The sequence below is a fragment of the Pontibacter sp. 13R65 genome (assembly GCF_047525655.1).
Classification (GTDB): Bacteria; Bacteroidota; Bacteroidia; order Cytophagales; family Hymenobacteraceae; genus Pontibacter.
Window position 1 is genome coordinate 35,631 of record NZ_JBLIQL010000026.1, and the last position, 21,170, is coordinate 56,800.

General features: G+C 47.7%; 15 protein-coding genes and 2 riboswitches. Of the genes, 6 read left to right on the forward strand and 9 right to left on the reverse strand.

Annotated features, from left to right (window positions below):
- Window positions 1-62 precede the first annotated feature (62 nt).
- The 3 genes from ACMA1I_RS20680 to ACMA1I_RS20690 are packed head-to-tail and all read right to left on the reverse strand — an operon-like array spanning window position 63 to window position 3,429.
- On the reverse strand, window positions 63-1,115 hold the full coding sequence (locus ACMA1I_RS20680; protein ID WP_337070380.1) for an ABC transporter ATP-binding protein: 1,053 nt from the start codon (window positions 1,113-1,115) through the stop codon (window positions 63-65).
- Window positions 1,115-2,203 carry an iron ABC transporter permease gene (locus tag ACMA1I_RS20685; protein WP_337070381.1) on the reverse strand — a complete coding sequence of 363 codons (1,089 nt, stop codon included), beginning with the start codon at window positions 2,201-2,203 and terminating at the stop codon, window positions 1,115-1,117. The genes ACMA1I_RS20680 and ACMA1I_RS20685 overlap by 1 nt, the downstream gene beginning before the upstream one ends.
- Window positions 2,203-3,429 (reverse strand): ABC transporter substrate-binding protein, encoded by a 1,227-nt coding sequence (locus tag ACMA1I_RS20690; RefSeq protein WP_337070382.1) that lies wholly within the window; start codon window positions 3,427-3,429, stop codon window positions 2,203-2,205. The genes ACMA1I_RS20685 and ACMA1I_RS20690 overlap by 1 nt, the downstream gene beginning before the upstream one ends.
- 26 nt (window positions 3,430-3,455) lie before the next feature.
- Window positions 3,456-3,666, reverse strand: a riboswitch (cobalamin riboswitch).
- A 160-nt stretch (window positions 3,667-3,826) separates the two neighbouring features.
- Window positions 3,827-4,015, forward strand: a riboswitch (cobalamin riboswitch).
- A gap of 119 nt (window positions 4,016-4,134) precedes the next feature.
- On the opposite strand from ACMA1I_RS20690, the gene ACMA1I_RS20695 reads away from it, so the two are divergent.
- The 4 genes from ACMA1I_RS20695 (at window position 4,135) to ACMA1I_RS20710 (ending at window position 11,570) form a co-directional block, all read left to right on the forward strand.
- Window positions 4,135-4,518 (forward strand): (2Fe-2S) ferredoxin domain-containing protein, encoded by a 384-nt coding sequence (locus ACMA1I_RS20695; protein ID WP_337070383.1) that lies wholly within the window; start codon window positions 4,135-4,137, stop codon window positions 4,516-4,518.
- On the forward strand, window positions 4,518-5,168 hold the full coding sequence (locus tag ACMA1I_RS20700) for a hypothetical protein (protein ID WP_337070384.1): 651 nt from the start codon (window positions 4,518-4,520) through the stop codon (window positions 5,166-5,168). The genes ACMA1I_RS20695 and ACMA1I_RS20700 overlap by 1 nt, the downstream gene beginning before the upstream one ends.
- A gap of 126 nt (window positions 5,169-5,294) precedes the next feature.
- Window positions 5,295-9,587, forward strand: a complete 4,293-nt coding sequence (gene cobN / locus ACMA1I_RS20705; protein WP_337070385.1) for a cobaltochelatase subunit CobN — start codon at window positions 5,295-5,297, stop codon at window positions 9,585-9,587.
- Window positions 9,588-9,608: 21 nt separating this feature from the next.
- Window positions 9,609-11,570 carry a putative cobaltochelatase gene (locus tag ACMA1I_RS20710; protein ID WP_337070386.1) on the forward strand — a complete coding sequence of 654 codons (1,962 nt, stop codon included), beginning with the start codon at window positions 9,609-9,611 and terminating at the stop codon, window positions 11,568-11,570.
- A 79-nt stretch (window positions 11,571-11,649) separates the two neighbouring features.
- Here the strand turns inward: ACMA1I_RS20710 and ACMA1I_RS20715 are convergent, their stop codons facing one another.
- Genes ACMA1I_RS20715 through ACMA1I_RS20735 form a run of 5 tightly spaced genes read right to left on the reverse strand, consistent with a single transcriptional unit; the run spans window position 11,650 to window position 16,960 of the window.
- The gene (locus ACMA1I_RS20715; RefSeq protein WP_337070387.1) at window positions 11,650-12,981 is read right to left on the reverse strand and encodes a cobyrinate a,c-diamide synthase; all 1,332 of its coding nucleotides are present in this window, start codon (window positions 12,979-12,981) and stop codon (window positions 11,650-11,652) included.
- Between the two features lie 2 nt (window positions 12,982-12,983).
- Window positions 12,984-13,511, reverse strand: coding sequence for an AAA family ATPase (locus tag ACMA1I_RS20720; RefSeq protein ID WP_337070388.1), 528 nt, complete (start codon window positions 13,509-13,511; stop codon window positions 12,984-12,986).
- Between the two features lie 20 nt (window positions 13,512-13,531).
- Window positions 13,532-14,470 carry an adenosylcobinamide-phosphate synthase CbiB gene (gene cbiB, locus ACMA1I_RS20725; protein WP_337070389.1) on the reverse strand — a complete coding sequence of 313 codons (939 nt, stop codon included), beginning with the start codon at window positions 14,468-14,470 and terminating at the stop codon, window positions 13,532-13,534.
- On the reverse strand, window positions 14,449-15,468 hold the full coding sequence (locus ACMA1I_RS20730; protein ID WP_337070390.1) for a pyridoxal phosphate-dependent aminotransferase: 1,020 nt from the start codon (window positions 15,466-15,468) through the stop codon (window positions 14,449-14,451). Before ACMA1I_RS20730 ends, cbiB begins: the two co-directional genes overlap by 22 nt.
- A 4-nt stretch (window positions 15,469-15,472) precedes the next feature.
- On the reverse strand, window positions 15,473-16,960 hold the full coding sequence (locus ACMA1I_RS20735; RefSeq protein ID WP_337070391.1) for a cobyric acid synthase: 1,488 nt from the start codon (window positions 16,958-16,960) through the stop codon (window positions 15,473-15,475).
- A 593-nt stretch (window positions 16,961-17,553) separates the two neighbouring features.
- On the opposite strand from ACMA1I_RS20735, the gene ACMA1I_RS20740 reads away from it, so the two are divergent.
- A complete protein-coding gene (locus ACMA1I_RS20740; RefSeq protein ID WP_337070392.1) occupies window positions 17,554-17,844 on the forward strand; it encodes a DUF983 domain-containing protein in 291 nt (96 codons plus the stop codon).
- Between the two features lie 1,108 nt (window positions 17,845-18,952).
- Here the strand turns inward: ACMA1I_RS20740 and ACMA1I_RS20745 are convergent.
- Window positions 18,953-19,339: a hypothetical protein gene (locus ACMA1I_RS20745; RefSeq protein WP_337070393.1), complete on the reverse strand. Its 387-nt coding sequence runs from the start codon at window positions 19,337-19,339 to the stop codon at window positions 18,953-18,955.
- Here ACMA1I_RS20745 and ACMA1I_RS20750 point away from each other — a divergent pair.
- Window positions 19,331-20,902 carry a tyrosine-type recombinase/integrase gene (locus tag ACMA1I_RS20750; protein WP_337070394.1) on the forward strand — a complete coding sequence of 524 codons (1,572 nt, stop codon included), beginning with the start codon at window positions 19,331-19,333 and terminating at the stop codon, window positions 20,900-20,902. The two genes, ACMA1I_RS20745 and ACMA1I_RS20750, sit on opposite strands and share 9 nt — an antisense overlap.
- Window positions 20,903-21,170: the final 268 nt, after the last annotated feature.

The window sequence follows — 21,170 nt, forward strand, 5'->3', positions numbered from 1 at the left end:
GTTTGTGGTCGTCTATTTTTTCATTCTGGGTGGTTATAGTTAATAGTTATTTTCTGTCAGTGTTATATCCGTTGTTTGGCCTTATTAGCTGCGCTTGCCACTGCTTTTAAAGCCGCCAGCAGGTCAGCTATAGTGTGGTGTTCTGTATAGGTGCCGTCAAGTTTACTTACCCATCTGGCTTTGTCGCCCTGCACAATCACCTCAACCGTATCATCCTCCTGGCTTTCGCCTGAGACAGCGAAGCCCTCTCTTTGCAGCGCCCTTCGGGTCCAGAAGGCTGTAGCGCCCTCTCCAATCATGTGTATGTGTCGGTCTTTCGGCTCGTGCATATTAAAAGTGCCGGTGGCTTTGTCGAATTGAAAGCCTGCCTTATCGAAGGCAGCCTCGAAGGAGCCGTCCAACACCAGATCTTCAGGTACACCTTGCTTCATCTTTCCTTCAGCATCTAACAACCACACCTGGTCGCCCGCCTGTAGCGCCAGGTCCAGTTCGTGTGTGGACAGCAGAATAGCTTTTTTCGTTTGCCTTGCCAGTTGGTGCAGCAGGCGCATGAGCTCTATCCTGTTTGGCAAATCTAAATGGGCAGTTGGCTCATCCAATATAATGAGCGGTGTGTCCTGTGCCAGCGTCCTGGCCAGCATTACTTTCTGGTTCTCACCATCACTCAGCTGGTCTGTTTTCCGGTGCAGAAATGGCGCTGTTTTAGTAGCCTCAATGGCCCAGTGGATAACCTTTTTATCTGCAGTACTTAAAGTGCCGAGCCAGCCTGTATAGGGATAGCGACCCAGGGCCACGAGGGAATAAACATTCAGGTTCCCAGTTCTGACTTTTTCTGTCAGCACCATGCTCAGTTTCCGGGCCATCTCTGCCGGCTTCAGCTGGTGTATACTTTCTCCAGTTATCTCTACAGTACCATGCAGCATAGGCTGGAGGCCAGCCAGCGTGCGTATTAAAGTTGATTTACCTGCTCCGTTAGGTCCTAGCAGGCATATCAGCTGGCCTGGATACACCGTTAGTTGAAGCGGACCCGCTACCTTCATCTCGCGTTTTGCCCCTTTTTTGTATCCGATGGTCAAATCGAGGGCTTGTAAAATGGGCTGTTGGGTCTGGTCCATCAGAAAGAAGCTCTTAAATTGTTTCGGCTGATGATAATCCAGATAACGACAGGAGAGCCAATCAGTGCTGTGATTACGTTAATAGGAAGCACGGTCTGACTGCCGGGTAGCTGCGCGATAATGTCACAAAGGAGCATGAACACTGTGCCTGTGAGGCAGCAGTAGGGAATAAGCGCCCGGTGGTTTGATACATGAAAAAGGGAGCGGGCCAGGTGCGGCACAGCAATACCTATAAAGCCAATCGGACCACAGAAAGCGGTTATGCCGCCAGCCAGGATACTGGTGCTCGTAATGATGAGCAGGCGTGCCCGGTTAACAGTCAGACCCATGCTTCTGGCGTAGTTCTCTCCCAGCAGCAGGGCATCGAGGAGCTTAGAGGAGGAAAAAGAGAGAAGCAAACCGAAGGCAACAACACTTGCCAGCACATACAGGTGCGTTTCCGTCACTCCTCCCAATGATCCGAACGTCCACATCAGGTACTCTTTTATCTGCTCCGGCGCACTGAAGTACTGCCAGATGCTGATAATAGAAATAGTGATGTTGGCAATCATGACACCCACAATCAGCATGATGATATTGTCTTTTAGTCTGGCAGAGATGGCCACAATAAGGAGCAGGATAAAAGCTGCCCCCAGTGTAGAAGCAAGCACAATGAGCCAGCTGCCGGATATACCAAGCTCTTTGATGGTATACAGACTGGTAATGCTTCCGGCAGAGAGCATGACCAATGCTACGCCCAGGCTGGCCCCGGAGGTGATGCCCAGCACGGACGGGCCGGCCAGCGGATTACGGAAAAGGGTCTGCATCTGGAGACCGCTTACCGAAAGGCCACAACCTACCATAACGGCAGTCAGCGCCTTGGGCAGCCTGATTTTTTCTATGATATAGACCCATGCCGCATTATCAGATCCCTGCCCTGAGAGAATAGAAACCACCTCGCTGAGTGGAATAGAAACAGAGCCTAGCGCTACATCCAGGATAAAGCAAAGGACTACCAGCAAAAGGAGCCCGTAAATTGCTATATGGCTTACCTGGCTCTCCGGGTGTACTACCGAAGGCTCTGGAACAGGATATAATTTTCCTGCCATTACAAAAGCTGCTTGTAGTACACAAGTTCGTGTTCCGGCAGTAATTCAGGGTGCAGTATCCTGATGATGTCTGCAAGTATAAGGTGCGGGCTTACAGCCCCGGACTCCCAGTAATCGTTGGCGCCTCTGTTGTTTACCCGTTTGTTATTATTGTAGATGGTGCCCCGCTCAAAAGGCCTGAAGTCTTTATAACGCACATCTTTTGCGGCGATGTCTTTCTTACTATACACATAGCCCACATTCAGCCAGAAATCAGCCTGTAAAGCTACTGGCGCAACGGCTTCAAAGTCCAGTTGAAGGCTTCCTTTTTCCGCTACATGAGACCAGTGATAAGTCGTAGCGGCATCTTTAAGAAAGTGGGCCATATAGCTGTCTCCGTCGGGCACCGCCCAGATGTCCTTGTACGGCATTCCGGTGATGATGCTTGGTTTATCCGTAGTGCTCTTAGTTAGCGCGGCCAAACGGAGATACTCCTTCTCTACGTAAGCGAATTTTTCATTTACAAGTTCTTCCTTGTTTAAGAGTGCGGCCATCAGCTTCACCCATTCTGCACGGCCCAAAGGGGTGGTTTCGAGCCATTCGGTGTTCAGTAGCACCGGAATACCTGCACCAATCAAGGTTTGATAACGGCTAAAGGTGGCGTCGGGGCTTCCTACTGCCATCACGAGGTCGGGCTGCATGGCAATAAGTAACTCATCGTTCATCTCGCTGCCTCGGCCTACTTCTTTCACTTTACCGGCGGCTATGTTTTGTATCACGTGAGATGAAGAAACATACTTCAGATTTCCAAGCCCCACCAGTACATCGGCAGACTCCGCAAAATCTATAAGCCCCACATGCATAGACGACATACCAACTAAATGGCGTACCGGAATCTCTATTAACTGGGCATCAGGATAATGTGGGGGAGGAGGGGTGCCTCTTTGAACCAGGATGTATTGTAATGTATCAGATTTATTTTCGAAGTGATTCAGAATATGCACCACTTTGTAGTTGCCGTGGTATGATAGAGTAAATCCATTGGCGTGCTTTACCTCAGCCTTTTCCGGGAAAAGGTTTTGTGGCGTAGCAGTAGTGTTTTGGGAGACTTCTTTGGGAGTTTGCTCACAGGAGCTGGCCAACAGCAACAGACCGATGAGGCAGTTACAAACAAAAGAATGGGGGTAGGCGAACAGGAAAATCCCTTTCCTGCAGGCCTTCGCGGGTTTCCTGCTTTTTTTTATCATAGCTCTTAGCCTTTCTTCCGAAAGCTGTGAGTGGTATCTACAAAGGCAGGTCTTCTGACTTCCCCAAAGCTGACAGCCTTCCCATTCTATACAGAACAGTGGCATTATATTGTCAGCTTATTATCATGAGGTTACAGCAGCGGAGACTGTTCCAGATTCTCACCGGTATTCCCTTTTCAAGCAGACCCGTACTTTTTTTGAAGTACGGGTCCAGCTACCTATGTACAGGCAAAGGTATAAAGATTTATGAATTTAAAGCTAGACGAAGTAAAAGCTACTGCAAATGTTAAAGCCTCTCCAGAATGAAATTGCATCAACAGGCCTTTTGAGCCTGCCATTTCTTTACACATTCTGCCAGGCCATACTGCTTATATTTGGTGGTATCTCAAATAATTGTCTACTTTTGCCTTGTATTGGTTTCCCGGGAGGGAATTAATAGGGAATCCGGTGAGAGTCCGGAACAGTTCCCGCTGCTGTAAGCTCGAGTAGCGTTTTGTCAATCCTCTTGCCACTATCCATGTACCGGATGGGAAGGCCCGACAAATCAGAGTAAGTCAGAAGACCTGCCAGTACAAGCAATTTCCAATGCTTTCGGGTAAAAGGCTTGGGATAGTTAAACCTGTATTCCTTTAACTATTTTATTGTAATCAATCCTGCTGCTGCACCAACAGAAGCTTATGCTATCTGTTTGTGTACAGGCAGGTTATGTTTTCTATAAACAACGATAAAGCCGTGGGTAAGGACCTGACCAAAGTAAACAAAATCATTTTTATGTGTAGCGGGTTTACCTGCAACAAAAAAGGAGGCGAGGAAAATATCGTAGCCCTAAGAGCCTCTATTAAAGAAAACGCCTTAGAAGCGGAGGTACATACTATCAAAACTTTGTGCACAGGCCAGTGTGAAAGTGGCCCAACAATGCTTGTACACCCCGATGGTGTTTGGTACAGGGAGATGACCGTAAGCCGGGCGGAAAGAATTGTCACCAGCCATGTAATGCAGGGGCAGTTGCTGGAAAATATCCTGTTTAATGAAGGAGATGATGGCATGGACCCGGCAGAAGTTACTTCATCTAAACCTGCATGTAACTGATGCCATCCCCTCTACTTATTGAGTCTTTTGTACTGGGCGTACAGCACTCTTTTGAGGCCGACCATATGGCAGCCGTGTCTGTACTCAGTTCTGAAAAAGACAGCAATGCTAAGCTGCGCAACGTCATCTGGAAATCCAGCCAATGGGCGCTGGGGCATTCATTTACCCTGATTCTGCTAAGTATATGTGTACTACTGCTAAAATCTTCCCTGCCTGCCAGTATTAGTACAGTGGCAGAATGGGTGGTTGGGCCTATGATGGTCTGGATTGGCATCAGTACGATGCGCTTAGTCTTCAGAAAAGATAATCCAGTGGTGGTTCCCCTTGTAAAAGCGGAGAAGAAAGCTGCTGTTGTGCCCCGCTCTCTGGGCATAGGCATGTTGCATGGTGTGGCAGGTACGGGAGGTGCGTGCACGGTAGCTTTAACCATGGCCGCAGATGATGGCTACGCTGCGCTTTGGATTATCATCTATCAGTCTGTGGGCATTTTGCTGACCATGACCCTTTACGGTTACCTCCTCACGCTGTCCTTTTCCCATATGTTCAAGCGGAGCAGGTTCTTCTTTAAATACTTGATGGCTGCAGCCGGACTTTTCTCCATCGCCATAGGGCTTTATCCGGTGTTGGAACAGGTGTTTGGGCTGCTATAAAGTTTGTTTATAGCGGTGAAAGCAGTCTGTCAAGGCTAGTTTACTTGATCCGGCAATACTATCAGGAATAACCTTCTACTAGGCCTGGTCTTCATTTTTTATCAAGGAGAACAAAATAGAAGCCACATGAGAGAATTTAAGCGTCAGCGGGTGATACGATCCGATGGGAAAGCCATTAACCTCGTGCAGCGCCGGGGGCATTTGTCTTACTGCTATAATGCTTGCTGCTGTGGCAGGGTGGATAGGGGCTATGCACCTGTTCCGGTTGACTTGTATAAAAGCGAGTGGCTGCAGCGCAAGCTGCGGAATATAGTGCACATGACGAAAGGCGGATGCCTCGGGCCCTGTACGCTAGCCAACGTAGTGACCTTACTCTTTGACGGACACTCTGTATGGTTTCATTCTATTAATAACGAATGGCAGGTGAAAGCCATTTTCGATTATATTGAAAGCATGGTTGCGGCGGATGGTTTTCTGGTTCCACCCGCAGAGCTTAATGAATATGTTTTCCAGTTTTACACCTGGAAAGGCGCTGAGATTCCTGCTTCTTCCGATAAAGTACCTGAACCAGATGGAGGCATCGTCTTCCTCACACACGCCGATACCGATTTACTGACGCTGCACCGCTCCCTGCAGGTATTGCCTGAAGATTTCCCAAAAACAATGGGTATAAACCTATTGGCTGTAAAAAGTGAGGCGCACATGGCGCAGTTACTGGACCGGGAGATTGCAGCTGCCCAAATCACCATCCTGCGCATACTAGGCCGCCCAAGCAGTATTCCTGGTTTTGGTGAATTGGTGCGCCGCGCTAAAAACCAGGGGCAGCATTTAATTGTGCTGAGTGGCACCGGCGAACTTAACCCCGAGTTTGCTGCCGTTTCCACGGTATCGCCCGCGGTTCTGCATGAAGCCCAGGCGTACCTGGAGGCAAGCGGCCATATTAATCTAGTTTCGCTACTACACTTTCTGTCTGACCACCTGCTCATGACAGGCTTTGGATACGAAGCGCCCGTTATGTTACCTGACCACGGCATTTATCATCCTGATCTTCCTGAAAATGCCAGCATGCTGGATTGGGTGAAAAGGCAAAACCTAGCATATCCTACAGTAGGGCTCACTTTATACCGTGCCCACTGGATTAGTGGCAATACAACTTTTATAGATTCACTGGTCAGGGCTTTGGAAGATAAAGGCCTGAACGTGCTACCTGTTTATACAGCTTCCCTAAAAGCCATTGATCCTGAAACAAGGTGGCCGTATGCTTTTGGCTTTTTTAGGGAAGAGAACGATGTGCGGATAGATGTTTTAGTCAACACTGTTTCATTCGCCATGCGTGATGGGAATGCAACCGAAGCTGGCATGTCCGGAGAAAAGGTGCTGAGTCAGCTGGATATTCCTATACTGCAGGCTATCACCAGCGGCATGGGGCGCGGGCCGTGGGAAGCGTCCAGCCGTGGACTAAATCCGCTTGACACGGCGATGAACGTAGCCATTCCGGAGTTTGACGGACGCATTATCACGGTGCCTGTTTCCTTTAAAGAAAAAGGGCGTGAAGCAAAAGGATACGAACCGCTGGAGGATAGAGTAGAACGTGTTGCTGGCCTGGCAGCCCGATTTGCCCGCTTACGGCATTTGCCTAACCAGGAAAAAAGGATTGCCTTCATCTTTACCAATTCCAGCAGCAAAGCCTCACAGATAGGCAACGCCGTAGGCTTGGATGCACCGGCATCCCTGATGACTATCCTACAAGCAATGCAGGCAGAAGGGTATCAAACAGGAGATCTTCCTTTTTCCGGTACGCAACTCATTCACGATCTGATTAGCCGTTGTTCTTACGATGAAACCTACCTGACACCGGAGCAATTAACTGATGCTATAGGCAGGGTACCAGCTAAAGAATACGCTGCCTGGTTTTCGCAACTACCTACTGCCTTGCAGCAAAAAATAGAGAAGCAGTGGGGACCGCCGCCGGGAGAAACTTATGTACACAACGGACATATTTCGCTGGCAGGCCTGGAGTTTGGCAATGTGCTGGTTGCGCTACAGCCACCCCGTGGCTATGGCATGGACCCGGATGCTATTTATCATCAGCCTGATTTACCACCCACCCATCATTATTACGCCTTATACCGCTGGCTTCGCGATGTGTGGGGCGCCGATGCCATGGTGCATGTCGGGAAGCACGGAACACTGGAGTGGCTTCCGGGAAAGGGGATAGGGCTATCAAAAGATTGTTTTCCGGATGCTTTCTTAGGAGACCTGCCACTATTTTACCCGTTCATTATAAACGACCCGGGCGAAGGTTCGCAGGCCAAACGGCGGGCCCACGCGGTGGTGGTGGACCATCTTACGCCTCCGATGACCTCTGCTGACAGCTATGGTGAACTGGCCCAGTTAACCCAGCTTGTAGATGAATACTACCAGGTGGAAACACTGGATCCGACGAAACTGCCTTTGCTGCAACGGCAGATATGGGACCTGATTAAACAAACGAATTTAGATAAAGACCTGGCAGTGATGCTACAGCGCGACCACGGGGACCACAAGCATGACTGGGACGACGAGATGACACCTGAAGGCGTGCCGGCAAGCCTTGCTGAAATGGACGGAAAGGATATTGCCCATTTGATTGAGGATATCGACGGGTATTTATGTGAACTGGGAGCCGCCCAGATCCGGAACGGCCTGCATATCTTAGGGGAAGCGCCAGCCGGAGAAGCGTTGACTGATATGCTGCAATCGCTTACGCGGCTTGCTAACATAGAAGTTCCAGGCCTTCAGGCAGCCGTCGCTTCCCTTTTTGGATTTGACATATCAGACCTCTTAGCTCACAAAGGAAAGCGGATAAATACGCTGCCCACGCAGTTTGAAACATTAGCCGGAAGACCTGTAGTAACAGGAGCAGATGCACTGGAAGTGATAGATGAATTAAGCAACCATCTGTTCCGGGTCCTGCACCAGCATAATTACAAGATAGCTTCACTTCCTGACGTATTGCAGGAAACGTTCAATATAGCGCCTGCACAGGCAGGCCTGGAACCCATACAACAGGTGCTGGAGTTTGTCTGCCGTAAAGTAATGCCGAACCTGGCACATACCTACGATGAAATAACGAATCTCCTGCATGGTTTATCAGGGGGCTATGTGCCTGCTGGACCAAGTGGCGCACCAACCCGCGGAATGGCCCATATATTACCCACCGGTCGTAATTTCTATACCGTCGATCCAAGGGCCTTGCCGTCGCAGGCGGCCTGGCAGGTAGGCCAGCAATTAGCGCGGGAGGTACTGGAACGCCATCTGAAAGAGTCAGGCCTTTACCCTGAGAACGTAGGCATCAGTATCTGGGGAACCAGCGCTATGCGTACCCATGGCGATGATGTGGCAGAAATCCTGGCGCTATTGGGTGTTCGCCCTGTCTGGCAGACAGAGAGCCGACGTGTCGTAAAGGTGGAGGTGATACCGTTACAGGAATTAGGGCGGCCCCGCATTGATGTTACGACGCGCATCAGCGGGTTTTTCAGAGATGCATTCCCCCATCTGATTGAGCTGCTGGATGAAGCGGTACAACTGGTGCTCTCGCTGGATGAGCCGGCAGAAGAGAATTATGTCCGCAAGCATTATTTAAGAGACCTGGCAGCATTACAGGCACAGGGAGATATGCCTATGGAGGAAGCAGAGCAGCGGGCAGGTTTCCGTATTTTCGGCTCACCGCCCGGCAGCTATGGTGCCGGTATATTGCCTCTTATACAGGAAAGGAACTGGCATTCTGATGCTGATTTTGCCCAAACTTACATTAATTGGGGTGGCTATGCTTATACCGGTAGTGCCAGTGGCGTTGAAGCCCGTAGTGAGTTTGCCCAGCGACTCTCAGTGGTGGAAGTGGCGCTGCATAACCAGGATAACCGGGAGCACGACATTTTTGATAGTGATGATTACCTGCAATACCATGGCGGCATGATTGCCACCATCCGCAGCCTGACCGGGCAACAGCCTAAAAACTATTTCGGGGATTCACAGGACCCGTCCCGGCCGGTGGTGCGCGATTTGAAAGAAGAAGTTAACAGAGTGTTTCGTTCCAGGGTCGTGAACCCTAAATGGCTGGAAGGAATTAAGCGGCATGGCTATAAAGGCGGTCTGGAGCTAACAGCTACCGTAGACTATCTGTTTGGATACGATGCCACAGCGCATGTAGTAGATGATTGGATGTATGAAAAAATAGCTGAGACCTACGCTCTCGAACCGGAAATGCAGCAGTTCTTTTCTGACAACAACCCCTGGGCTTTACATGCCGTTGCCGAGCGCTTGCTAGAGGCCGCTCAACGGGGTATGTGGGCTACACCAACCACTGAAGTGCTCCAGGCATTACAAGATGTTTACCTGAGCAGTGAGACAATGCTGGAAGCCCGTCATGAAGTATAAGATGTATTTACACCTACCATTATGAATTATCCATTTGCTGCCATTGTAGGGCAGGAGAAGCTGAAGCTGGCCTTATTGTTAAGCGCTATTAACCCAGGTATAGGCGGTGTGCTCATTCGGGGTGAAAAAGGAACGGCAAAAAGTACAGCAGCACGCGCCCTTGCGGAAATAGTGCCACCTATTTTGAAAGTAGCTGACTGCCCGTACAATTGTGCGCAGGGAAAACTCCTAGCAGTTTGTGCTGCCTGCCAGCAGCCTGATGTGCAGGTAGTGGAAGCCATGTCACCTTTTGTTAACCTGCCTTTAGGCGCTACGGAGGATCGGGTGATTGGTAGTCTGGATCTGGAGGGCGTGCTGGCAGAGCGGAAAAAGAAACTTCAGCCAGGACTCTTAGCGGCTGCGCACCAGGGGATACTGTATATTGATGAAGTTAACCTGTTGCCCGATCATTTGGTAGATGTGCTGTTGGATATAGCCGCCATGGGTGTAAATACCATACAACGCGAAGGCCTTTCGGTAAGTCATCCGGCCCGGTTTACACTTATTGGCACGATGAACCCGGAGGAAGGCAATCTTCGCCCCCAGTTCCTGGACAGGTTCGGTATAATGGTAGACGTAGAAGCTCCGGGAGATATAAAGGAGAGGACAGAGGTCGTGCGCCGCAGGATTGCCTTTGAGGCGGACACAGATAAGTTTAGGGCACATTATAAAACGCCGCAGAAAGCCTTGCAGCAGCAGCTTATTGCTGCCAGACAATTACTCCCATCCGTAATCTTTCCGGAAGGCCTGCTTACCCTTATCAGCCAGCTCTGCACTGAATTAGGGGTAACCAGCCTGCGGGCAGATATTGTACTATACAAAACCGCACTGACCTTGGCAGCATGGGCTAAACGACTTGAAGTCACGGCTGAGGACGTACGCCAAGCTGCTGAACTGGCTCTAACGCACCGGAAGCGCAAAACACCTTTTTCAGAAGATAAATTAAACGGAGATAAACTGGATGAGCTGATGCAACAAGCTTCCTCCAAACCCCAAAACCAGCCACATGATAATCCCGCTACTCAGCCTGAGATTACCTCTGAACTAGCAGAGGAAACCTCGCCTGATACGGAGCAGAAACAGGAGGAGGAGGAAGCAATACAAAAAGATTCACCCGCAGCAGAACAGGTATTTGGAGCTGCCCCGGCAATAGCATCGCCACAAGTTGAAACCGTGCCTGCTAAAAACTTTTTGCTGCAGGCACCACCAGCTGGCCGTAGAAACAAAACCATGCATACGCAAAGAGGGCATTTTGTTCGTGCTGTACCTGACACCAGTCCTACTGATTTAGCAGTAGAGGCAACTGTATACCAGTCCCTGCTGCGCGACCCTGAACAGCTTACTGTTTCACGTCAGGACCTGCACCAGAAAGTCCGTAGCGGCAAAGTAGGCAACCTGATTCTGTTTGTAGTGGATGCTTCAGGGTCTATGGCCGCCAGCCGGCGTATGGAAGCTGTAAAAGGCGCCGTTCTTAGCCTTCTGACAGATGCTTATCAAAGCAGGGATGAAGTGGGGCTTATCGCTTTTCGGGGAATAGAAGCACAGGTGCTGCTGCCGCCTACCAATAGTGTGGAACTTGCCGAACAGGCTATGCGCAATTTGCCAACAGGAGGAAGAACTCCGCTTCCGCATGCCTTGCAGCTAACCTGCCAACTCTTAAACAAGCTCAACCCCAAAAAAGATTTACAGCCGCTATTGGTGATTTTAAGTGACGGCAAAGCAAATGTAGCCTTGCCTGGCGGTGGTGAGCCCTGGAGCCAGACCTTACAACTGGCTTCTCAACTAAAGGAGAAGAACGTTTCCGGTTTAGTGCTGAATACAGAGAGTAGCTATGTGCAGTTAGGAAGAGCCGCAGAACTGGCTAAAGCCTTGGGAGCACAGTATGTATCTATTCAGGAGCTAACAGCTGAAACATTAACTCCATTAGTAGCTAAAGTGTTGTAAAAAGATTTCCTGAGAAAAGCCTGTTTAAAATAAAGAAGTTGTCTCTTGTCCAATCCTGTTGTTTATCCGCTGGCGTGTTCTAAAAGTTACCTTTTATTAACTGCTGAATAAAGCCAATGTTTTCGCCCCAGTACAGGTGGATGTAAGAAGCTATTGTTTGCTGTTTCTGATAGATGCTGCATGGTGCGGCCATTCCTTTTGCAGTAGTAACCTTGCATGTTAGAACTTTAGCATTTTCGAGTTCTATACAGGTCGAGTAGTGAAACTCGTGGCCTTTTATTTCGGTGTCATTTATTCTGACACTGCGGTATCCTAAATGCAGCTTTGGCTTTTCGATAGAGGTTGCCAAGTCCAGGAAATTCACCATTTCAAATTCCTGCCCGGCAATGTCAATAATAGACTTGCCAAGATACATCATGCCTCCGCATTCCGCATAGCACCTGCCACCAGACCCACAGTAGGCTTTTATAGATCGGAGCATAGTTTTATTCTGGCTCAACCTCTCCAGAAAAAGCTCTGGATACCCTCCTGCCAGGTACAGCAAATCACACTCCGGAAGAACTTCATCCTGCAAAGGACTGAAGAAGGTCACCTGCCCCAACTGGTGCAGCACTTCCAGGTTCTCATGATAGGTAAAGCTAAAAGCTTCGTCCAGGGCTACAGCTATCTTGTACTTTTTCTCCGACGATGCTGCAGCTACATTAGCTACTTCCGGTAAAACAAGTGTTGATTGGGTGATTTCCAGCAGCCTATTTAAGTTTACTGTTTTTGAAATAGAGAATGCAATTCTATTACACAAGGCATCAAAGTCTATCGCAGAGGAGGTGCTTAAGCCCAGGTGCCGGGACGGGATTTTAATATCTTCCTGGTGCGGCAAATAACCAAGCGCTTCAACACCAACATCCTGACAGGCATCCTGCAAAAAACTGTAATGTGAAGCAGAATTTACATTGTTGAAAATAACTCCCTTGAGGGAAATACCCGCATAAAAATTTTTGAAGCCATAAATTAGAGGGGCAGCGGAGTAGGCCATGGCTTTAGCGTTGATTACTAGGATAACGGGAATTCCCAGCAGCGAAGCAATTTCAGCACTGCTTCCTTTCATCTTCTCAGCACCATCAAACAAACCCATTACTCCCTCTGCAATCGCTACGTCTGCCTCTGCTGCATATTTCTGATAAATTTGCTTAACATGTGCTGCGCTGGCCATAAATGTATCCAGGTTGATGCTAGTGCTTTGCGCTGCTATCTTATGGTGCACAGGGTCGAGGTAATCGGGGCCACATTTAAAAGGCTGCACCTTTAGGCCGCTGTTCGCGAATGCCCGCAGCAGGCCTAAAGTAACAGTAGTTTTGCCAGAACCGCTGGAGGGTGCAGCAATTAGGAACTGAGGCTTAAGTAATTGTGTCATAGCTAAAGATGAGATACAATAAAGTCGGCCCTTTCCGCTACCGTAGCTTTCGGCAACTCAAGGATGGTGTACTGTAGCGATTGATAGGTTGCTTTAATGGCGTTATGTAAGGTTACGGCTTCTTCGAAAGTCTGCCAGCGCTCGCTGTCGTTTACATAAATTTCCTGCCAGGGGGGCGCCAGAAATACAACCCGATTATAACGATGTTGCTGCACCGCTTGCTGGTAAACTTCATCCACGGGAAGATTGGCTGCTTCCAAGTAAGAAATAATGTCGGGTATACCTCTGTCGAAGAACGTAGTGCCGGAGTATGATTGGGCATGCTCATAATCTTGCATCATCCTTTTCAGGACTTTAAGGGCAAAGCAGGGGAGGTTTACCCACGGCAGACAGTTATTCCCCTTGGAAACTTCTTGAATGATAAGCTGTCGGGAAACTTCTTCGGAGGTGGCAAATCCTTTCTGGTGCAAGGCCTGTAGCAAGGTAGTTTTCCCTGCTCCGGGTCCTCCTGAAATTATATAGCTGTGCATACCTGTTTGGGAAGATTGATTTAGAGCACTAGCAGGCTGAGCAGCATAATGGCTGCCACCATGGCAAAACAGGTGCTGTGGTTTATCCTGCTGACGCGGTAGATTTCCTGGTGCTCAATTGCTCTGTTTTGCTCGCCAATATAGGGCTTATGAACCAGCACACCATGGTAAACATTAGGCCCTCCGAGCCGACAGTTCAGAATGCCTGCCAATGCTGCCTCAGGATAGCCTGCATTAGGGCTTTTATGTTTGCGTCCGTATTTAAAAACAAATACCATTGCCTGCCAGCACCAGGTTACAAGCGCCATAAGCAAGGCGGTGACACGGGCAGGTATAAAGTTTGCCGCATCGTCGAGGCGGGCGGCAAACTTACCAAACTGCTCGTACCGCTGGTTCCGGTAACCCAGCATCGAATCCAGGGTATTAATCATCTTGTAGGCCATCATGCCCGGCACGCCCGCCAACGCATAGTAAAACAAGGGGGCAATTACACCATCGCTAAGGTTTTCTGACATGGTTTCGAGCACCGCAATTCTGATTTGCTGCGAGTTGAGGTTAGAAGTGTCGCGGCCAACAAGCCGGGAAAGTTGTTTTCTGCCTGCCTCCAGCCCCTGCGTGTGCAGTACCTGGAAAACCGCTCGTCCTTCGTCTATCAATCCTTTATTGGCCAACCCATAAAAAACAAAGGCTCCTGCAAATACAAGGTAAAGGTAAGCGTGGAGCGAAAGCAACAAATCAACCATTATTTTAAAGGTATAGAAAGTCAGCAGGCATAGCACCAGCGCCAGCAGAATACCTTTCAGGAACCGATGCTTCTGTTTGTTCAGTAGCTGCTCTCCCTTGTAAATGAGATTGCCAAAAAACCTCACCGGGTGTGGCAATTTCTCTGGGTCGCCAAGTAACAGGTCCAGCAAGTATCCTAAAGCGAGCGGGATAATCAGGAGCAGTGATTTTTCCATGTCGACAGGGCCTTAATAAGAAATTGATTTTGGGCTGGTGCAAGGGTGGCTACTCTGAAATGCGTCTCCTTTAATCCTCTGAAGTTACTTGCATCTCGTATCAGGAGTCCATGCTGCTCAACCAGGAATTGCTTCAGTTCTGCAGCATTGCCCTGTGTTGTTTCAGCCAGGAAAAAATGGGTATGACTTTCGTATACTGTAACTCCTGTATGTTGCAGTTGGAGCGCAAAAGACTCTTTATCTTCTAAAAGCTGCCTGACTGGTAATTGCAGGAGTTCGTAATTATCAAATATAAATTTCCCCGCTTCTATCGCCAAGGTGTTTACAGACCACGGAAACTTTAAGTCTCTTAGCAGGTTAATTTGTTTCTCATGAGCCAATATATAGCCCAGGCGCAAGCCGGGTATGGCAAAGGCTTTGGTCATGGAGCGGAGTATAACTAAATTCTCATAACGGCTAAGTAGGGGAACAGCTGTTTCTATGGAAAGCGTAAACTCAATAAAAGCTTCATCGAGCACAAAAAGTGTTTGGGGGTTCCCAGAGATAAGCTCCTCTAAAGGTAAAAAAACGCTTCCGGTCGGATTGTTAGGATTGCAGATAAACAGCAGTTCTGTCGCTAACCTGGAACTGCTGTAAAGTTCGTCCCAGCGTATAAATGCTACCTGGTGCTGTTGCATCCGGCAGGCATCCTCGTACTCGGCAAAGGCAGGTGTGGCAATAGTAGTTCTCTTGCCTCTGAAGGCCTGTGCTATCAGGTAGATGCTCTCCGTAGTGCCGTTGCTGATGAGTACCTGCTCTGGCTTTATATCATAATGCTGTGCAACCTGCTCATTTAAACTCTCTGCCAAAACTTCTGGGTACTTTTGTACCAGGGACCATTGGTTAAACAGGTGCTCTTTTAAACCGGCTGGCTCACCGCCATACCATACGTTGGTGCTAAAATCGGCTCTAATTTCACGCCTGTAACGGTAGGCATCGTCTCCGTGTCCGTGTAACATGTACTCAATTTTTAGTTTGTAAGCTGCGGTAAATCAGGTCCATGTCTACATGTTTCCGGATAACAGCAGCTAACTTTTCATACTGCTCCTCCTTGTACTGCTGGTAATCAATAGCTTCTCCAGACACAGTTGTATACTCTGCTAAAATGTCGTTCACAACAACAGTGTTATCCAGCACCCCGTGCAGGTAGGTGCCCCAGCATTTCCTGTTCAGGAAAAATCCGTCAGTGCGGCCATCAGTGAAAAAATTAACAGGACTTGCTGCACAGGTGGGCGTGCTGAGGCCCATATGTATCTCATAGCCTTTGCACTTTTCCGCAGAGTCTCTGTAGGTAAAGTTACACTGTTGGGTGGTTTTTTCCGATTGAAGAACGGTACGGACCGGTAATAGACCTAGGCCAGTAGTGTTTGTGATACTGCTTTCTACCTGATGCGGGTCTTCCACTGTTTCTCCCATCATCTGGTAACCACCGCAGATGCCTATAATAGTTTTCTCTTTCCTGTGGGCCTCGTAAATGGCCTGTGCCACACCATTGTTCTTGATGTGGATCAGGTCTTCGATGGTGTTCTTGCTGCCAGGTAGCACTACTATATCGGCCTTGGCTATTTCTGCGGGCTGGTCAGTATAGTACAGGTTCACGCGAGGGTCTTTCTCCAGCCGGTCAAAATCAGTGAAATTGGACATTCTATTCATCAAAACCACTGCAACGTTCACCTTGCTTGCGACAGCCGATCTGTATTTCTTCTCCAGCGACACTGAGTCCTCCTCTTCTATGAAGATATCTTGGAAATAGGGGAGGACACCCACCACAGGCACCCCGCATAAGTTCTCAATCATCCGCCTGCCCTCCTCAAACAACCTGCTGTCGCCCCTGAATTTGTTGATAATGATTCCTTTGATGCACTGCTTCTCCTCTGGTGTGAGTAGCGCGATTGTGCCGTACAGGCTGCCAAAGACTCCACCCCGGTCAATGTCGCCAATCAGGTAGGTGGCGGCCCCTGTATGAAGGGCCATGCGCATGTTGGTGATATCCCGGTGCTTCAGGTTCAACTCCGAGATGCTTCCGGCTCCTTCCAATACAATGGGAGAATACCGTTTAGCAAGTCTGTCAAAGGCCTTTTTTACTTCTACAAAGAGTTCCTGTCGGTTGTTCCCCATGAAATAGTCATAGGCTGATTGCGTGCCAACAGGCTTGCCATGCAGCACTACCTGTGAGTCCTTGTCTGTAGTAGGCTTCAGGAGTACCGGGTTCATGTCGGTGTGGCAGGGGATTCCAGCTGCTTCAGCCTGTACGGCCTGCGCTCTGCCTATCTCTAAACCTTCTGGTGTGGCATAGCTATTCAACGACATGTTCTGCGCCTTGAAAGGGGCAGGCGTATAGCCATCCTGCCTAAATATCCTGCAAAAACCAGCCGTAATAACACTTTTGCCAACATCGGAGGCGGTTCCGACAAACATAATGGGACCTAAAAGGGGTGTTGTCTTTTCCATTGCAGCTGCAAGCTTGCAAATTTAGCTGTGAAACCATAGTAGTGGGGCATAATTGTTAATGCAATCGAATATTCTTAGGTAAAGAGGCTATATCATCTAGTTGCTAAACATTCTTTTTCTGCCATATGTAATGTTATTTTAAACAATGCTAAAAATAACCTTAAACAATTGTTTCCCTGACCTGAAAATCTATATAGACATAAAGTTTCCTCAATTTAGCAAAAGGACATAGGGACAATTCAGAAATATTGATGATTCGTAAGATGATACTTTCTTCAAAGAGGAAATGTAGAAAATTGTCTTATAACGACCACCTAGTAAATGTTGTGACTCTTGATTTAGGTGTAGGCGATAACTTGAACGTATTAGTGGAGGAACTCAAAAGATAGAGAAAAGTCTGATTGATAAAACTTTTTGTTCCGTATAGAAAGCAGGTATTCTCCCTATATTTGTACTATGGTTTTATAAGTAATTAAATAGTTATGGAGCAGCGAACCTCATTTTTGAATAGTATATTAACGGTAAAGTGTCCAAGATGCCGTGAAGGGAATATGTTCCCAAAAGGTACTTTATATACAACCAAATTTGCAGATATGCATAAAAATTGTCCGTGTTGCGGACAAGCTTTTGAACCAGAAGTTGGCTACTACTATGGGGCGATGTACGTGAGTTTTGCCTTTAACGTAGCCATCTTCTTGGCAGGGTTCTTTATCCTGTATAAGCTTGTGGAAGAGGTAACTGTGGTTATGATGATGGGGCTGATGGCTGTTACTGTGGTTGCCCTATTACCTATCATCTTCAGGTTGTCCCGAGTACTTTGGATTAATATATTCGTTCGATATGAAGGGCCTTGTAGCCATATTTCTAAAAAGCATACAAGCTAATAAGGCATCTGAAAGATGGTAAGCAGAGTGTACAGAATATTGCACCTGCTATTCTTGGCATCGGAGTTAATTATAACATAAGCTGTCTTTCAGTCGCAGAAAGAATTATTTTATACTCTGTTACAATTATTGTACAAGATGGGACACCTCATTTGTATCTGACAAGTTAGGACAGGTTATAGGAGGTTTCATTCTCTTGCTTAACTCTTTGCGGACTAATGGTATGCATAACATACATAATAGTGAGATTAATACTTTTATCACAAGTAATGCACTCTAGATAAGCCATTTTTCTGAGAGACTAAAAAAAACTTCCATGCAAATGAGGTGTTATAGAATATGGTGAGTAACATTGTTAGAAATAACCAGCCAAAACTCAAATTTCTGGACCTGAACATGCCTTTTATAGAGGGATAGGAATTTTTAGACGCTCTTTCTCCTTACGAATCCACGCTTACAGGAAAGGTACATCTTTATACCCTTTCTTTTTCAATATGCAGAGCTGATAGAGAAAAGGCACAAAATTATACGCTTATTTCAGGTTTTGCCCATAAATCTCTTTCTGAGGAAGTGATAAAACATCTAAAGGCTTATTTAAGATTACCATATGGATCTGAAGCAGGGATTTACTGAACTACCTGTGCCTTATTGATGAAGGGAATTAGCAGGAAAAGTAAACTGCTCTAATGGTGTTTCATAATATAACTTTTAGGTGTTATTCTGAGAAGTTATGAAAGTGCACAAATTTATGCTGATTATTCAGTTCGTGGGATATAAGCGGACCAAAATTATGCTATATAAATCTCTAATATGTGTGACTACATAGGATACGGAAAATATGAAATTAAGTATTGAAGGCGGTCTAGGGGGGGAATATAATCCGTAACTTAAAGAAACAAAATATCATAAAATCATCATGGTTTCAGGAATATGAATTTATGTACTTCGCCGAAAGGGAATTTTATCAAACCAAAAAAGCCGCTCCAGTTTTACCTGAAAGGGCTTTCGAGTAGACCGAAGGATTGAATTATCGAACTTTATCCACAGAGATCTTTCTATTTTAGAAGCCTTTCTTCAATAGAAAAGCAAAAATATATTTTCAAGACATCTACTCTTTGCCAGGCTCATCCATGTAGGGCTGCCAGTTGACAATCAGCACCTTCTCCTCAGGTAAGAGCAGGTAGCCATAATCATAGCATAGGTGGTAGGTGTTTCCTTTCCGGGTGCGGTAGATCTGGGTAAGGTAGCGGAAGTCGAAGCCTGCTAGCTCCAGGTACTGGCGGGGGATAGTGGTCTTGCCCTGCGGGCTAAGCTGCTTTAAGATGCTGCGGTTCTTTCTGAGCGTGGCATTGATGTGGAGAATCCTGCGCTCGTGTTGATTTTGCTGCTTTACCACGTTGTTGGCCAGGTGTCGGCAGGAGTCAGAACAGTAGCGCTTATCGCTTCTGCCCACCATGGCTGTTCCGCATTGGATGCAAGTTCTGGAGTGGTTCATAACTTAGCTGCGTTTATAAGCGCGTATATCCGTGTATACTCGCGTATAAACGCGGCTACGGCTATAAAAGATTTTACTTTTACAGGTCGTAAATCCTTATTTGCCATGGCTTATCTGCATCAACTACCTGTATTGTTCTTAAATCCGCTGGAGCACGGGGGCAAATCCTTTATCCGTATCTTGCACAAGCCGAACCCCTTTATCTTAAAGCGCTTAAAAGAAGCTGCCTGGATCAGGTACAGCAAGACCTACAAGTGCTTTGTCATGCACCACAGTAATCAGGTTATCGAGATGCTGCACCAGCATTTCCAAGGGCTTGCTAAAGTGGATACCCGTTACTTATATAAACCCAGGCGCCTGCGCCCAGCCCACGGAACGGTCATTTTACAGCAAGAAAGTGCTGTTTTAACCGAACCACTGGAAAAGGTGCCTGTACGGCCTGTAGTACGCCTGCAGCCCCTGGAACACCAGGGCAAAGCTTATATACAACTAAGCTACCAATACAACAAGGAGATCTTCTCCTGCCTGAAGCAGAGCCAGGTGGCCCGCTGGCTTTCAGACATGCAGTGCTTTGTGATTAATACACAAAGCCAGTCTATGCACTCGCTGCTTTCAGAACTGGAACCTGTAGCCCAGTTATGGCTGGCCCAAACGATGCAGGTCAAAGACATGGCCCTGCAGGCCAGGCTTTGGGAACAAAGCTACCAGAAAGGCCAGGGGTACCTCCCTTGCCCGCTTGCCTACCTGGAAAAGCTGTTTCTGCTCAACTACTCGCTTAGTACCATACGTACCTACCACAGCCTGCTGCTTCGCTTTTTGAATGCGCACAAGGTCAAGGAGCTGAATGTGATACATGCTTTCTCGGAAGAACAGATCAACCACTACCATCGCAGCATGGTGCAGGCAGGCACGTACTCTGTTTCATTCGTGAATCAATCCATCAATGCTGTGAAGTTTTATTTCCAGCGGGTGCTACTGCGGCATGAAGTGCAGTTAAACCAGGTAGAGCGACCAGAAAAGCCAGAGCGCCTTCCTCAGGTGCTGAGCAAGCAGGATGTGCTCAAAATCCTGTCTGTGACAGAGAACTTAAAACACCGCTGCATGCTTCAACTCTTGTATGCCGGTGGTTTAAGGATTGGGGAAGTGATTCATCTGAAGCTTACGGATGTACAATCGGAGCGCAACCTGCTGCTCATACGTGGCGGAAAAGGCAAGAAAGACCGCACCACCTTGCTCTCGCAAAAGCTGCTGGAGAGTTTGCGCGCCTACTACAAACAATACAAGCCTAAGGTGTGGCTCTTTGAGGGGCAGACGGGTGGGCAGTATACGGTAGAAAGCATCCGTCACGTTTTCCGGGCCTGTAAAGAAAAGGCTGGGGTGAAAGCACCCGCTACACCCCATATGCTACGCCACTCCTTTGCTACCCATCTACTGGAGCAGGGGACAGATCTGCGCTACATCCAGGTGCTGCTGGGCCACCGGAGCAGCAAGACCACTGAGATATATACCCATATTACCACCCATGCTTTGGATAAAATTGTCAGTCCGTTGGATAATCTCTAGTAATCACATATATTCGCTTAACAATATAAACATATGCATACCTCACTCACCAATACCAGATACGATCAGCAAATAGGCGCTAAAAGAGGGCTTTGCTACTACGTACATAGTGCAGATAAGCGTAGGTTGTCGTATATACAGTAGTTGTGCGAAAATAACAAATTATAAAAGTGTTCAATACTTCAGATAAACTAACAATTGAAGATGTTCAACTCTGGATGGACGGAGGAACTGTAACTTTAATTATTCGGGATAAAGATTTTAAATC